Below are 14691 nucleotides of genomic sequence, written 5' to 3'. Positions count from 1 at the left end.
CGGCCCTTGTCGTCAATGCACTGCCAAGCGCGAAACCAATTACAGGGCAGCAATCTTTTCGCGCTGCTCGGCAAGCACGGCTCGACTGGCCTGGGCGTCGGCCAGCTTGGCACGTTCCTTCTCGACCACTTCGGCCGGGGCCTTGGCGACGAAGCCGTCATTGCCGAGCTTGCGCTCGATACCGGCAATGAACTTGTCCTGCTTGTCAAGTTCCTTGGCCAGGCGAGCCAGTTCGGCGTCCTTGTCGATCAGGTCGGCCATCGGTACCAGCACTTCCATCTCGCCGACCAGTTGGGTGGCGGACAGCGGGGCTTCGGCGGGATCGGTGAGCCACTCGGCGCTGGACAGCTTGGCCAGCTTGGCGAGGAAGGGCCGGTTCTTCTCCAGGCGCTGGCGATCGGCGTCGCTGCCCTTGGTCAGCAGCACGTCGAGGGGCTTGCCGGGGGCGATGTTCATTTCGGCGCGCACGTTGCGCACGGCGACGATCACCCCCTTGAGCCACTCGATGTCGCGCTCGGCCTGCTCGTCGATCTTGCCGGATTCTGGCTGCGGCCAGGGCTGGTTCATGATCGACGCGCTGCCATCGCCACGCGCCTTGCCGGCCAGCGGGGCCGCGCGCTGCCAGATCTCCTCAGTGATGTAGGGTATCATCGGGTGCGCCAGGCGCAGGATCGCCTCGAGCACGCGCACCAGTGTGCGGCGTGTGCCGCGCTTGGCGACCGGCGAGGCGTTGTCGTCCCATAGCACCGGCTTGGAGAGCTCCAGGTACCAATCGCAATACTCGTTCCACACGAACTCGTAGAGCGCCTGCGAGGCATGGTCGAAGCGATACTCCTCGAGCGCCTTGCTCACCTGGGTCTCGGTCTGCTGCAGTCGCGAGACGATCCAGCGATCGGCCAGTGACAGCTCGACGTCGCCGTTATCCACGCCGACGTCCTCGCCCTCGGTATTCATCAGCACATAGCGCGAGGCGTTCCACAGCTTGTTGCAGAAGTTGCGGAAGCCGTCGAGGCGGCCCATGTCGAACTTGACGTCGCGCCCGGTCGAGGCCAGCGACAGGAAGGTGTAGCGCAGCGCGTCGGTACCGTGCGGCTCGATGCCTTCGGGGAATTCACTGCGCGTGGCCTTGGCGATGGCCTTGGCCTTCTGCGGCTGCATCATGTTGCCGGTGCGCTTGTCGACCAGCGTTTCCAGGTCGATCCCGTCGATCAGGTCGATGGGGTCGAGCACGTTGCCCTTGGACTTGGACATCTTCTGGCCCTGCCCATCGCGAACCAGGCCATGAACGTAGACGGTCTTGAACGGCACCTCGCCAGTGAACTTCAGGGTCATCATGATCATGCGCGCGACCCAGAAGAAGATGATGTCGAAGCCGGTGACCAGCACGCTCGACGGGTGGAACGTCTCGAGTTCCGGCGTCTCTTGGGGCCAGCCCAGGGTGCCGAAGGTCCACAGCCCGGAGCTGAACCAGGTATCGAGCACGTCCTCGTCCTGGGTCAGCACGGTATCCGGCTTGAGCGCGTATTTCTCGCGGGCCTCGGCCTCGCTGCGCGCGACGTAGACGTTGCCCTGCGGGTCGTACCACGCCGGGATGCGGTGCCCCCACCACAGCTGGCGCGAGATGCACCAGTCCTGCAGGTCACGCATCCAGGCGAAGTACATGTTCTCGTAGTTCTTGGGCACGAACTGGATGTCGCCGTTTTCCACGGCGGCAATGGCCGGCTTGGCCAGGCTCTCCACGGCGACGAACCACTGATCAGTGAGCAGCGGCTCGATGACATCGCCGGAGCGGTCGCCATAGGGCAGGGTGTTGTTGACGGTCTCGACCGTCTCGAGCAGGCCCAGGGCGTCCATGTCGGCGACGATCTTGTCGCGCGCGGCAAAACGGTCCAGCCCCGCATAGGCTGCCGGCAGGCTGTCGTCCTCGTCGGGGAGCGGCCGGCCCTGCAGGTCGAAGATCTCGGCACGCTCGAGAATCTGGGCATCACGCGAGAAGACGTTGATCAGTACATGCCCCTGACGCTTGCCGACCTCGTAGTCGTTGAAGTCGTGAGCCGGGGTGATCTTCACGCAACCCGAGCCCTTGTCCATGTCGGCGTGCTCGTCGGCGACGACCGGAATGCGCCGGCCGACCAGCGGCAGTTCGATGAACTTGCCGATCAGCGAGGCGTAGCGCGGATCCTCGGGATTGACTGCCACGCCGGTATCGCCGAGCAGGGTCTCGGGGCGGGTGGTGGCGACCACCAGATAGTCCTTGCCGTCGTCGGTGGTGACGCCGTCGGCCAGCGGGTAGCGGAAATGCCAGAACTGGCCCTGCTGCTCGCGGTTCTCCACCTCCAGGTCGGAAATGGCGGTATGCAGGGTGGGGTCCCAGTTGACCAGGCGCTTGCCGCGGTAGATCAGGCCTTCATCGAACAGGCGCACGAAGACTTCCTGCACCGCCTTGTAGAATCCGTCGTCCATGGTGAAGCGTTCGCGGCTCCAGTCGACGCTGGCACCCATGCGGCGAAGCTGGCGGGTGATGTGGCCGCCGGACTCGGCTTTCCACTCCCAGACCTTGTCGATGAACGCCTCACGGCCCAGGTCATGACGCGATTGGCCGGTCTCGGCGGCCAGCTTGCGCTCGACCAGCATCTGCGTGGCGATCCCCGCATGGTCGGTGCCCACCTGCCACAGCGTGTTGCGCTGCTGCATGCGCCGCCAGCGGATCAGCGTATCCATGATGGTGTCCTGGAACGCATGCCCCATGTGCAGGCTGCCGGTGACATTGGGCGGCGGAATCATGATCGAGAAGGGCTCGCCCTGGCCGGAAGGTGCGAAGCGATTGTCCGCTTCCCAGCGCTGGTACCAGCGGGTTTCGATCTGTTCGGGTTGGTAGGTCTTTTCCATGGACTCGAGGCTCTGCAAGCGGGATGGCGAGTTTGCGCAGGTCTTTCGCCAGGTTGCGTGCAACGGCAAGACGAGTGCAAACGCGTTGAAAATGGCGTCGATTATACCGCCGAGGAACGCCAGCGTCATGAAGCCGCGGATGCACTCCGGGGGTAGGCGGCTCAGCCGATATTGTGGGCCTTGACCGGATAGCCGCGGCGCTTGTAGGTCTGCCAGCATTCGCGCTTGGCGGTCAGCACGTCCTGATTCTGGTTGATGATTTCCGCAACGCGCTCGAAGCGGGAAAACCACTCGGGAATCTCGGGATGCAGGTTGAGCATCGCCTCGATGCCGGGCTCGGGCGGCTCACGCCAGTCGATGGTGACCGGGACGGGGGTGTGCTCGTCGCCCACGATGGCGTGCGGCACGTAGCTGTCAGGACGAAAACGCCACAACTGGTCGTCGAACTGCCTGGCCAGTGCCTCGTCGGCCACGTGGACATGGAGGCGGTAGCCCTTGCGAAAGATGGTCTCGGTCAGGCGGCAGGCGAAATCGAGCCGTGCCTCGAGCGAGGTGTCAGGCAGGATATAGAAATCAATCTGGGTCATGAAGCACTATCCGAAGACTCGCTGCACTTGGCCAGGCAGTGTGCCAAGGCAGTTTGAAGCCCTTGGCTTGCAAGACGAAATCCGCCGATGGAACGTCGTTGCCGGGTAGCAATGGACGCTCCATGGCGGATTTCAACGCCGGTATCAAGCGCAGTCAATCACGAGCCGAGTTACTCGGCGATGTCCCGGGCATCCTCCTCGCGATCCAGCAGATACTGGGTCAGCAGGCCTACCGGGCGGCCGCTGGCACCTTTTTGCTTGCCGGAGAGCCAGGCTGTGCCGGCGATATCGAGGTGTGCCCAGGGGTACGTGTCGGCGAAGCGTGACAAATAGCACGCCGCCGTGATCGACCCCGCAGGGCGGCCGCCGATATTGGCCATGTCGGCGAAATTGGAATCCAGCTGGCTCTGATACTCGTCCCACAGCGGCATGTGCCAGGCGCGGTCCCAAGCCGTCTCACCCGCATCCAGCAAGCTCAATGCCAAGTCGTCGTCATTGGAGAACAGGCCGGTAGCGTGTGCGCCGAGGGCGATCACACAGGCGCCGGTCAGGGTGGCGATATCGACCACACTGGCCGGCTCGAAGCGCTCGGCGTAGGTCAGGGCGTCGCACAGTGCCAGGCGGCCTTCGGCATCGGTGTTGAGTACCTCGACCGTCAGGCCCTTGAGAGTCTTGATGATGTCGCCGGGCTTGGTGGCGTGCCCATCAGGCATGTTCTCGGCAGCGGCAACGATACCGATCACGTTGAGCTTGGGCTTGATATCCAGCACGGCCTTCATGGTGCCGAACACGCTGGCCGCGCCGCACATGTCGAACTTCATTTCGTCCATGTCGGCGCCGGGCTTGAGCGAGATGCCGCCGGTGTCGAAGGTAATGCCCTTGCCGACCAGCACATGGGGCGCCTCGTCGTCGCTTTCGGCGCCCCGGTAGTGCATGACGATCAGGCGCGAGGGCTCGGCGCTACCGCGGCCGACCGAAAGTAGCGTGCGCGCACCCAGCGCTTCGAGCGCTTCCTCGTCGAGAATGTCCACGGACAGGCTGCCTTCGGAATCGCGGCCCAGTTGCACGGCCTGATCGGCCAGGTAGCGGGGGGTGCAGACATTGCCGGGCAGGTTACCGAGGGTGCGAGCGTAGTTGATGCCATGACCGAGCGCATTGCCGATGCGCGCTCCCTGCTCGCTGGTCGGGGACTCGGCGTTATCACTGACCAGCAGGCCGAGACGCTCCAGACGCGGGGTAGGGGCTGGCTCGGACTTGAAGGTATCGAAACGATACATGGCGCGCAGGGTGGCTTCGGCAATCATGCGAGCCTTCCAGGCTGCGTCGCGTTCGGGCACCGGCACGTCGCCGAAGGCGACCACGGCCTCGTCCACCGGCAGCCGGGCCAGTACCGGGAAGGTGGCGTCGAGCGCCTTGCGGAAATTTCCTTCGTTGCACTTCGCGCGATCGCCAAGCCCGACCAGTAGCAGGCGCTCGGCAGCGAGCCCCGGGGCAAAGGGAATCAACTGCACGTTACCGAGAGCCGGGTCGAAATCGCCACGCTCGATCAGTTGACCGATCAATCGTTCACTGGCGTCGTCGAGCTTGGCCGCTGCCGGTAGCAGGTCACCCTCCTTGAACACCGGGACCACGAAGCAGGCCGTCTCGACCTTGGCCGGATTGACGGTGAGAACAGGAAATTCCATGTCGTCTCCACTGGACAAAGGTCTTCTCCACAGGACAGGGGTCTCTTGACGAGACAAGGGTCTGGGGAATCTGGATAATGCCGGCACAAGGCCGAACTTTCCCCAGTGTACGCAAAGGCGCGCGCCATTGCATGGGCCATGACCGGCACCTGGCACGTTCAAGGAAGGGCATACCGCTTCGGCAACGGGCATTGTCGAAGTGCGATGCGTGAGCCAGCCACATCGGGAGACCGCTTTGCTCATCTTTCGTTACCTGACACGCGAAATCCTGGTCACCATGGCCGCCGTTGCCGGCGTGCTGTTGCTGGTGATCATGGGAAGTCGCTTCATCCGCTATTTTTCCAACGCCGCCGAAGGCGATATTCCGGCCAGCATCCTCGGCACCCTGATGCTCTATCACCTGCCGGGCTTCCTGGAGTTGATCCTGCCGCTGGCATTCTTTCTCGGTATCCTGCTGGCCTACGGCCAGCTCTACCTCAACAGCGAGATCACGGTGCTCATTGCCTGCGGCACCAGCCCCAACCGGCTCTTGCAGGTGACGATGCTGCCGGCCGTGCTGGTGGCGATTCTGGTGGCACTGTGCAGCCTATGGCTGACGCCGGCCGGGGCGCTTCACAACGAGGTCCTGCTCGAGGAGCAGCAGAGCCGATTGGATTTCTCGGCACTCGCGCCGGGGCGTTTCCAGGATATCGGCAGCGGACGCACGGCCTACACCGAAGGCCTCAACGACGATCAGAGCCGCATGCAGGGTGTGTTCATCAGCGAACGCCAGCGGCGCGACGATGGCACGCCACAAACGGTGGTGACGCGCGCCACTAGCGGCTACCAGACCGTCGATGAAGAGACCGGCAGTCGCTTTCTGGTGCTGGCCGACGGCGAACGCTACAGCGTCGACCCCGGGCGCGCCGTGGCCGAGCGTCTGGAGTTCGACACCTATGCGGTGCGCCTGTCACGGGCTGCCGAGAGTAGCGAGCTCGACGATCCCGAGTACGCGTCGACACCGACGCTGTTCGAGTCAGGAACACCGGAAGCCTTGGCACAATTGCAGTGGCGGATCAGCCTGCCGCTGATGGTCCCGATCCTGACCCTGCTGGCCCTGCCCCTGTCCCAGGTCAACCCTCGCCAGGGTCGCTTTGCCAAGCTGCTGCCGGCCATCTTCCTGCACATCAGCTACCTCAGCCTGCTGCTGGCCGGGCTGGACGCGATCGGCAGCGGGGCGCTACCGGCAACGGTCGGCATGTGGCCGATCCATGTGGGCTATCTGTTGCTGGGACTTTGGATGACCCGCCGGGCACAACTGGGAGGCGTACGCTGATGTTGATCGATCGTCTCGACCGCTATATTGCCCGTAACGTGCTGGCTGCCATCGTGGTGGTGCAACTGGTGTTGTTGGGGCTCGACCTGGTCATTGCCTTCATCAACGATCTCAAGGACGTCGAAGGCAACTACGGTGCGTTCGATGTACTGCTCTACCTGGGGATGCGACTGCCCTGGCGTTTCTACCAGTATGCGCCGGTGGCGGTGCTGATCGGGGCACTGATTGGCCTGGGCGCCATGGCCTCAAGCAACGAGCTTACCGTGATGCGCGCTGCGGGCCGTTCCCTGACGCGCATCCTGTGGGGTGTGATGAAGCCCATCGGCCTGGTGATCGTGGCCGTCTTGCTGATTGCCGAATTCGTCAGTCCGCGTACCGAGCAGTTCGCCGAGGCCTGGCGACTGGAGCAGATGGCCGGAGAGGGAGCGGTGCTGACCCAGCGCGGCGGCTGGCAGCGCGAAGGTGATACCTTCTACCGTTTCGGGGCGATTCGTGCCGATGACACCGTCATCGATCTGACTCGCTACCAGTTCGACGGCCAACGGCTGGTCGAAGCCACGCATGCGGCGCGTGCCGTCTGGAGTGAGGATCGGTGGGTGCTCGAGGATGCCGATGTGACGCGTTTCTTCGCGCAGCGCACCGAGGCAGAGCATCGCGATCGCATGACCTGGGAGACGCAACTGACACCGGCGCAGCTTAATCGCCTGCTGCGCGACGTCGACAGCCAGGCACCCAGCGAGTTGTGGGCCTATGCCATCTATCTGCGCGAGCAGGGACAAGCCGCTACCCAACCGTTGCTGTATTTCTGGCAGAAGGTCTTGATGCCGCTGACCATGGCATCGCTGGTGCTGGTCGCCGCCTCGTTCGTGTTCGGTCCGCTACGCAGCGTGGCGGCGGGTACGCGGGTCTTCTACGGCGTGATCGTGGGGCTCTCGTTCAAGTACCTGCAGGACCTGCTGGCGCCGGCCTCGACCGTGTTCGGCTTCTCGCCGGCGTGGGCGGTGCTGGCGCCGACACTGGGCTGTGTGCTGCTGGGGTTGTACCTTTTACGGCGTAGCGGCTAGAGCCTGCCCGGGAGCCGCTCGCCTCGGATGATGGATGATGACCATGCGCTATTTTTCCGATCTCGATAATGTCTGGCCCGCCGGGCTGCTACGCCGCCTGATGGCCATGGTCTACGATGCCCTGGTATTGCTGGCGGTGTGGATGCTGGTCGGTTTCGTTGCCGTGGCGCTCAACGGGGGCGAGGCGAACGAGTCGCCTTTATTCCATAGCACCCTGTTCGTGGTGACATTCGCCTTCTTTGCCTATTTCTGGATGCGTGCCGGCATGACACTGGGCATGCAGGCCTGGCGCCTGCGCGTGCAGGACCTGGACGGCCGGTCCGTCTCGTTGCAGCAAAGCCTGATCCGCTTCTTGGTCGCCATCGTCTCGTTGGCAGCCTTCGGGCTGGGTTACTGGTGGATTCTTTTCGATAGCGAGAAACGCAGCTGGCCCGATATTGTCTCCCGGTCGCGGGTCGTCGTCCTGCCCAAACCTGAACGGGGCAAGCGTACCCCGACCTAGCGTCTTCAGGGTTCCGCCTTGCTGGTTGTATTTAGCTATTGAATCAATAGCGTTACATAATTCCGCTTGCAGGGCCCTATGCGAATCATTTACATTTGACTTCGCGATACCAAGCGGGGTGATGCAATGTACGTGTGTTTATGCAAAGGCGTATCCGACAAGGCAATCCGTCAGGCCGTGGAAGAGGGGGCGCGTAGCTGGCGCGAAGTCCGTGAGCAGACCGGCTGTGGCACGCAATGCGGCAAGTGCGCCTGTGTCGGCAAGACCATCACCCGCGATGCCATAGCACGCGAACTCGTTCCCGGCGCGGATCTCGCCTACGCCGTCTGACACCGCGCGAATCGCGTCGAGGCGTACTTTAATTGGCATTCGTCAACGTTTGCCAAATGCGAGTAAGTTTTTTAACTCATTGGCGCAATTAGACTTTTTCTTTTTCATGGGTGATACTTTCCTGCACCTGAGCGAGCGGGCGTGACTCCCTGCTGCTCCCCGACAAAGGCACCTGTGAGGAGATCACCATGAAAGGCGACGCCAAGGTCATCGAACATCTCAACATCACGCTCGGCAATGAGCTTGTCGCAATCAACCAGTACTTTTTGCATGCCAAGATGTACAAGGACTGGGGCCTGATGAAACTGGCCAAGTGGGAATACGATGAGTCCATCGACGAGATGAACCATGCCGACAAGCTGATCGAGCGTATTCTCTTCCTGGAAGGGATTCCCAACCTGCAGGATCTCGGCAAGCTCCACATCGGCGAGAACACCCGCGAAATGCTCGAGGCCGACCTGGCGGCAGAGCACAAGGGGCGTAACGACTTGATCGAGGCCATCACCTACTGCGAGCAGGTACGCGATTACGTCAGCCGCGATCTGTTCCGTGAAATCCTCGATGACGAGGAAGAGCATATCGACGCGCTGGAAACCGAACTCAGCCTGATCGACAAGGTGGGGATCGAGAACTACCTGCAGAAGCAGATGCACGCCGCCGAAGATTGATCATCGTCTTCGTGACTACAGCGATTGCTACAACACCAAGGGCGCCCATCGGGCGCCCTTGGTGTTTATGCGTGAGGCATGGAAGATTGCTCAGCCCAGGTCGTTGGTCAGCAACTGCTCCACGGCATTCAGGCGCTCCTGCAATTGCGCATCGCTGGACGCCAGCACGGTGATATGACCGATCTTGCGTCCGGGGCGCGGGGCCTTGCCGTAGTCGTGCCAACGGGTGCCGGGAACGGCCAGCACGGCATCGCGTTCGGGCAGGGCGCCAATGACATTGAGCATGGCGCAAGGTGCCAGACGTGCCGTCGAACCCAGCGGCAGGCCGCACACGGCACGCAGGTGATTCTCGAACTGGCTGGTTTCGGCCCCTTCGATCGTCCAGTGACCAGAATTGTGGACACGCGGGGCGATCTCGTTGGCGAGCAAGGTTTCGCCCTGGACGAAGAACTCGAAGGCCATCACGCCGACATAGTCGAGTTCGGCCAGCACGCGATTGGCGTAATCCTCGGCCTGGGCCTGCAACGGATGGTCAATCTGTGGCACCGAGCAGTGCAGCATGCCCTGGCGGTGTTCGTTGCGCACCAGCGGCCAGACCCGGGTCTCGCCGTCACGGCCACGTACCGCGACAACCGAGACTTCATGGTCGAAATCGATGAAACCCTCGAGCACCAGCGGCACGTTGCCCAGTTCGGCAAAGGCGTCGGTGACGTCGCCGGCCTGGCGCAGCACCTTCTGGCCCTTGCCGTCATAGCCCAGCGTGCGTGTCTTGAGCACTGCCGGCAGACCGATGTCCGCAACGGCGGCGTCGAGGTCGGCCTGGCTATCGATTTTCGCTACCGGCGGCAGGGGGATGTCCAGCGACCGGAACAGGCTCTTTTCCGACCAGCGGTCACGTGCTGTCGCCAGTGCACGGGCCGGTGGATAGGCGGGGCGTTGCTCGGCGAGCATGGCGACTACGTCGGACGAGACGTTCTCGAACTCGAAGGTGATCGCGTCGCTGGCAGCAAGCAGTTGCTCGAGTGCGGCGGTGTCGTTCCAGTCGGCCTGGATATGTCGGCCATGCACGGCGGCACATGCGGATTCCGAAGGGTCGAGAAAGGTAAAGCGGGCGTCGAAGCCGGCGCCGGCTTCGGCGAGCATGCGACCAAGCTGGCCGCCACCGATCACACCGATACGCATGGTTCAGGCCTCCTGATTGTCGGGCTGGCCGGGGTCGGGCTGGTCGAGGACCTTGCGCGTCTGTTCGGCGCGATAGCGCTCCAGGGCTTGACGAACCTCGGGGTACTTGTTACCGAGCATAGCGGCAGCCAGCAGGGCGGCATTGATGGCACCGGCACGGCCGATGGCCAGGGTGCCGGTGGGAATGCCGGCCGGCATTTGCACGATCGACAGCAACGAGTCGACGCCGCTGAGCATGCTCGACTGAACCGGTACGCCCAGTACCGGCAGGCAGGTCTTGGCTGCTGCCATGCCTGGCAGGTGAGCGGCGCCACCGGCCCCGGCGATGATCACTTCCAGCCCGCGTCCGGCTGCCGTCTCGGCATACTCGAACAGCAGATCGGGCGTGCGGTGGGCCGAGACGACCTTGACTTCATGGGCGATGCCCAGCTGCTCCAGGGTCTCGGCCGTATGACACATGGTCGCCCAGTCCGACTTTGATCCCATGATGACGCCTACCCGTGCGCTCATGCTTCCTCCGCTCGATTCACTACGCCGATGGCTGGCCTTGCACAGGCCCGGGGGTGCCCCCGCTCAAAAGAAGCGCCGGAGTATACCATTCCCGGCTGGGGCTGGCATGCCCGTCGCTTCCGGGGTTCACCGGAAAGGGGTTTCCAGTTCGAAACGCCGTACCGGCTCGCCCTGTACCTCGACGGTCTCGGTGAACATGTCTAGCGGGCGTACCCAGAGACCGTAGTCCCCGTACAAGGCGCGGTAGACAACCAGAGGCTCTTCGGTTTCGCTGTGGTGCGCCACGCCGAGTACCTCGTAGGTCTGGCCCTTGTAGTGCCGGTAGATGCCGGGCACGGGGCGAGGGTGGTCATGTGACATCATGGGGCTCCTCGATAACGTCGGGCTGGGCGCGTCGGGTCGCCTCGCGCGCCAGGCGCGCAAGTGTCCGAGACGCGGCAACGAAGCCGAAGCTGCCGGTGACGAACGTCGCGGCGCCAAAGCCGCTGGCGCAGTCGAGGCGGGTGGCTTCGCCCTGACCGGGTTTCTGCAGGCAGACTTCGCCGTCGCTGCCGGGATAGACCAATTGCTCGTCAGAATAGACGCATTCCACGCTATAGCGGCGCTTGGGGTTACGCGAAAAGCCGAAATCGCGGCGCAGGCGTGAGCGCACCTTGGCCAGCAACGGGTCATGCTCGGTCCGCGTCAGGTCGGCGACCTTGATGCGGGTGGGGTCGGTCTGACCACCGGCGGCACCGGTGACCGTCAGGCCCAGCTTGCGGCGCTTGCACCAGGCGATCAGTGCGGCCTTGGCGACCACGCTGTCGATGGCATCAATAACGTGGTCGGCGTCTTCTGGAATGCGCTCGGCAAGGTTGCTCGGCGTGACGAAGGCCGTGTCGGCGACGATATCGATGCCGGGGTGAATCGCTCGGCAGCGCTCGGCCAGTACGTCGACCTTGGGGCGGCCAATGGTACCGTCGAGAGCATGCAGCTGACGGTTGACGTTGGAGACACAGACGTCGTCCAGGTCGATCAGGGTCAGCTTGCCGATACCGGCGCGCGCCAAGGCCTCGACTGCCCAACTGCCCACACCGCCGACACCGACCACGACCACATGGGCCTGGCGAAAATGGCGAGCGGCACGAGCGCCATACAAGCGGCGGATCCCGCCGAAGCGAAACTCGTAGTCGTCAGTCATGGCATCCGTTTCAGAGAGGTTCATGTCAACGCTTCATCCCAGTGAATCCCGTCATGCGGCAGGTGCCCGGCCCAGCCGAAGGACTCGAACAGGCGTTGCATGTCGCCATCGAGTGCGGCGGACAAGTGCAGTACGGCATCACGTGCCGGGTGACGAAAGCCCAGCCCCACGGCGGCAAGCAGCAGGCGACTGCAGCCCAGCTGGTCGCGAAAAAAGCGGTTGTGGCGCCCCTTGCCGTGCTTGGCGTCGCCAATGATTGGATAGCCGCGCAGGGAGAGATGGCGACGAATCTGGTGACGACGACCGGTGGTTGGGCGCGCCTCCATCAGTGAATAGCGCGCCTGGGGATAGCGGTCCACCTGTACCGGCAACTCGACGCTGTCGAGTCGACGTATTTGCGTGCAGGCAGGCTGAGCTGGCATCTCTGCCTTGGGACGAGTGCCGTCCTCTTCGCGCAGCGGGTTGTCGAGCCATTCATGCTCGGGGCCGACACCGCGGACTACTGCCAGGTAACGCTTGCGCACCTGCTGGGCGGTGAATGCCTCGCTGATAGCGTTGGCTATCGATGGTGACAGGGCGAAAAGCAACAGTCCTGAGGTAGGCCGGTCCAGGCGATGCACCGGATAGACGTGACGATCCAACTGGTCGCGCACTATCTGCAAGGCGAAGCGCGACTCGCCGCGCGCCAGCGCCGTGCGATGCACGAGCAGTCCTGACGGCTTGCGGACGGCGACGAGCGACTCGTCCTGATAGACGATGGGCAGGACCTGGCTCATGGGCGTTCTGCAATTCGTGAATGGGTCGCTATTGTCGCCATCGTATCGCGCTGTGTCATCTTTGAAGTGGTGTCGGCTATCCTGTGGTGCGTATTTTCTCAGCAGGCAGTGTGACATGACCGATTCCCAACCGCGCCTGGTGGTACTCACCGGCGCCGGCATCAGCGCAGAAAGCGGCTTGAAGACCTTCCGCGACGGCGATGGTCTGTGGGAGAACCACGCCATCGAGGATGTGGCCACGCCCGAGGCCTGGGTTCGCGATCCCGAACTGGTGCTGCGCTTCTATGACGAGCGACGCACCCAGGTACGTCGGGCCAAGCCCAACCCGGCCCATCATGCCCTGGCCGAGCTGGAGCAGGCCGGTTTCGATGTGCGCATCGTCACCCAGAATATCGACGACCTGCATGAGCGTGCCGGTTCGCGCGATGTACTGCACCTGCATGGCGAGATCCTCAAGGCGCGCTCGAGCATCGACCCGCGGCTGCTCTATCCGCTGCCGCGTGGCGGCATCAAGCTGGGCGACCTGTGTGACAAGGGCAGCCAGCTCAGGCCGCATGTGGTGTGGTTCGGCGAGGCAGTACCCACCTATCCGCACGCCTGCGACATCGTCGCCGAGGCAGACCTGCTGCTGGTGGTCGGCACCTCGCTGAGCGTCATGCCGGCAGCGATGCTGGTCGATCAGGCGCCGGTGGAATGTCCGTGCATTCTCGTCGACCCCAAGGCATCGCATTTGTCGCCCAGGTGGGTCAAGGCGCTCGATAGACCGGCCAGCGAGGGGCTGCCGACCCTGGCCGAGCACTGGAAACGGGAGAACCGGCTCTGGGTGCCGGAGTGGTTGTAATGTCATGAAGGCATGAAGGGCGGCTGTCTTCACCGGACGCGCCAGATGGGGCAAGATAGCGCTCCCGGCCTGCCTGGCCGGCAACCATAAGCGCCGCATAGAGCGGCCGATATCAGCAACGCTATCAGGACACGTCATGTCGATTTTCGAACGCCTCAATCGCCTGTTCCCCGTCTGGGCGATCCTCTTTGCCATCCTGGCCGCCTGGCAACCCGGCTGGTTCACCAGCCTGGCCGGGCAGATCAAGCTGCTGCTGGCCATCATCATGTTCGCCATGGGCCTGACCCTGTCGCGTCATGATTTTCTCGGCGTGCTGCGTGCGCCGCTGCCGGTGGCAGTGGGCGTGGTTCTGCAGTTCACGGTGATGCCGGTAGCCGCCCTGGCGGTATCCTGGGCGTTGGGCCTGGATGCGGCGCTGACGACCGGCATGGTGCTGGTCGGGGCCACGGCCGGCGGCACTGCGTCCAACGTCATGACCTGGCTGGCCGGTGGCCACGTCGCCCTGTCGGTGTCGATGACCCTGGTTTCCACCCTGATCTCGGTAGTCGCCACCCCCTTGCTGACCTGGCTGCTGGTCGGCCAGAGCGTCGAGGTACCGGTGGCAGGGATGTTCATGAGCATCGCCCAGCTTGTCATTGCCCCGATTGCCCTGGGCGTCGTTGTCCACCATTTCCTCGGGCAACAGATCCGTCGTGTCGAGCCTCTGCTGGCGACTGTCGCCATGGCGGCCATTGTGCTGATCATCGCCATCGTGGTTGGGCTCAATGCCGGCCGACTGGCGACCCTCGGGCCGCTGGTCGCCGTGGCGGTCATCCTGCATAACGCCATCGGTCTGGCTGGCGGTTACGGTGTGGGCCGGCTGCTGGGGTTCGATCAGCGTGTCGCGCGTACCATCGCCATCGAGGTCGGCATGCAGAACTCGGGGCTGGCCGTGGCACTGGCCAATCAGTTCTTCAGCGCCTCGGCAGCCCTGCCGGGTGCGCTGTTCTCGGTCTGGCACAACGTGTCGGGATCGCTGCTCGCTGGCTACTGGAAGCGTCGGCCGGTAACGGATGCCGAGGGCGGGGCACGCCCGATCGCCGATTGACCTCGCGGGGACACGGCAAACAGGGCCGGGCATGCTAGAATGCCCGGCCCTTTTATTAGTCCCTTTTTAGCCCCT

The 14691-nt window shown here is 63.6% G+C and carries 15 protein-coding genes; 7 read left to right on the top strand and 8 right to left on the bottom strand.

Annotated features, from left to right (window positions below):
• Positions 1-39 precede the first annotated feature (39 nt).
• The 3 genes from BM194_RS02990 to BM194_RS02980 form a co-directional block, all read right to left on the bottom strand.
• Positions 40-2889, bottom strand: coding sequence for a valine--tRNA ligase (locus BM194_RS02990; protein ID WP_092843712.1), 2850 nt, complete (start codon positions 2887-2889; stop codon positions 40-42).
• Positions 2890-3050: 161 nt separating this feature from the next.
• On the bottom strand, positions 3051-3476 hold the full coding sequence (locus BM194_RS02985; RefSeq protein WP_092843490.1) for a DNA polymerase III subunit chi: 426 nt from the start codon (positions 3474-3476) through the stop codon (positions 3051-3053).
• A 170-nt stretch (positions 3477-3646) separates the two neighbouring features.
• A complete protein-coding gene (locus BM194_RS02980) occupies positions 3647-5161 on the bottom strand; it encodes a leucyl aminopeptidase (protein WP_092843487.1) in 1515 nt (504 codons plus the stop codon).
• A 235-nt stretch (positions 5162-5396) separates the two neighbouring features.
• Here BM194_RS02980 and lptF point away from each other — a divergent pair, with 235 nt between their 5' ends.
• The 5 genes from lptF (at position 5397) to bfr (ending at position 9040) form a co-directional block, all read left to right on the top strand.
• Positions 5397-6476, top strand: a complete 1080-nt coding sequence (lptF, locus tag BM194_RS02975) for an LPS export ABC transporter permease LptF (protein ID WP_092843485.1) — start codon at positions 5397-5399, stop codon at positions 6474-6476.
• A complete protein-coding gene (gene lptG / locus BM194_RS02970) occupies positions 6476-7540 on the top strand; it encodes an LPS export ABC transporter permease LptG (protein ID WP_092843483.1) in 1065 nt (354 codons plus the stop codon). Before lptF ends, lptG begins: the two co-directional genes overlap by 1 nt.
• 43 nt (positions 7541-7583) lie before the next feature.
• Entirely contained in the window at positions 7584-8042 is a 459-nt protein-coding gene (locus tag BM194_RS02965) for an RDD family protein (protein WP_092843481.1), read from the top strand.
• A 126-nt stretch (positions 8043-8168) separates the two neighbouring features.
• Positions 8169-8372: a bacterioferritin-associated ferredoxin gene (locus tag BM194_RS02960; RefSeq protein ID WP_092843479.1), complete on the top strand. Its 204-nt coding sequence runs from the start codon at positions 8169-8171 to the stop codon at positions 8370-8372.
• Positions 8373-8560: 188 nt separating this feature from the next.
• Positions 8561-9040, top strand: a complete 480-nt coding sequence (bfr, locus tag BM194_RS02955; RefSeq protein WP_092843477.1) for a bacterioferritin — start codon at positions 8561-8563, stop codon at positions 9038-9040.
• A 90-nt stretch (positions 9041-9130) separates the two neighbouring features.
• Here bfr and BM194_RS02950 read toward each other — a convergent pair whose 3' ends face one another.
• The 5 genes from BM194_RS02950 to BM194_RS02930 all read right to left on the bottom strand — a co-directional run bounded on the left by BM194_RS02950 (position 9131) and on the right by BM194_RS02930 (position 12688).
• Positions 9131-10222 (bottom strand): 5-(carboxyamino)imidazole ribonucleotide synthase, encoded by a 1092-nt coding sequence (locus tag BM194_RS02950; RefSeq protein ID WP_092843475.1) that lies wholly within the window; start codon positions 10220-10222, stop codon positions 9131-9133.
• Between the two features lie 3 nt (positions 10223-10225).
• The gene (purE, locus tag BM194_RS02945; protein ID WP_092843473.1) at positions 10226-10732 is read right to left on the bottom strand and encodes a 5-(carboxyamino)imidazole ribonucleotide mutase; all 507 of its coding nucleotides are present in this window, start codon (positions 10730-10732) and stop codon (positions 10226-10228) included.
• A gap of 126 nt (positions 10733-10858) precedes the next feature.
• Positions 10859-11092: a DUF1653 domain-containing protein gene (locus tag BM194_RS02940; protein WP_092843471.1), complete on the bottom strand. Its 234-nt coding sequence runs from the start codon at positions 11090-11092 to the stop codon at positions 10859-10861.
• Complete coding sequence (tcdA, locus tag BM194_RS02935; RefSeq protein WP_092843469.1) at positions 11082-11936, bottom strand: tRNA cyclic N6-threonylcarbamoyladenosine(37) synthase TcdA; 855 nt, start codon at positions 11934-11936, stop codon at positions 11082-11084. Before tcdA ends, BM194_RS02940 begins: the two co-directional genes overlap by 11 nt.
• Positions 11933-12688, bottom strand: a complete 756-nt coding sequence (locus tag BM194_RS02930; protein ID WP_092843467.1) for a pseudouridine synthase — start codon at positions 12686-12688, stop codon at positions 11933-11935. The genes tcdA and BM194_RS02930 overlap by 4 nt, the downstream gene beginning before the upstream one ends.
• Before the next feature lie 115 nt (positions 12689-12803).
• Here BM194_RS02930 and BM194_RS02925 point away from each other — a divergent pair, with 115 nt between their 5' ends.
• Together BM194_RS02925 and BM194_RS02920 are read left to right on the top strand one after the other, a co-directional pair.
• The gene (locus BM194_RS02925; RefSeq protein WP_092843465.1) at positions 12804-13529 is read left to right on the top strand and encodes an SIR2 family NAD-dependent protein deacylase; all 726 of its coding nucleotides are present in this window, start codon (positions 12804-12806) and stop codon (positions 13527-13529) included.
• 136 nt (positions 13530-13665) lie between these two features.
• Complete coding sequence (locus BM194_RS02920; protein WP_092843463.1) at positions 13666-14616, top strand: bile acid:sodium symporter family protein; 951 nt, start codon at positions 13666-13668, stop codon at positions 14614-14616.
• Positions 14617-14691 lie beyond the last annotated feature (75 nt).

Source organism: Modicisalibacter xianhensis (assembly GCF_900113605.1).
Classification (GTDB): Bacteria; Pseudomonadota; Gammaproteobacteria; order Pseudomonadales; family Halomonadaceae; genus Modicisalibacter; species Modicisalibacter xianhensis.
This window is presented reverse-complemented; position numbering and strand designations above follow the sequence as displayed.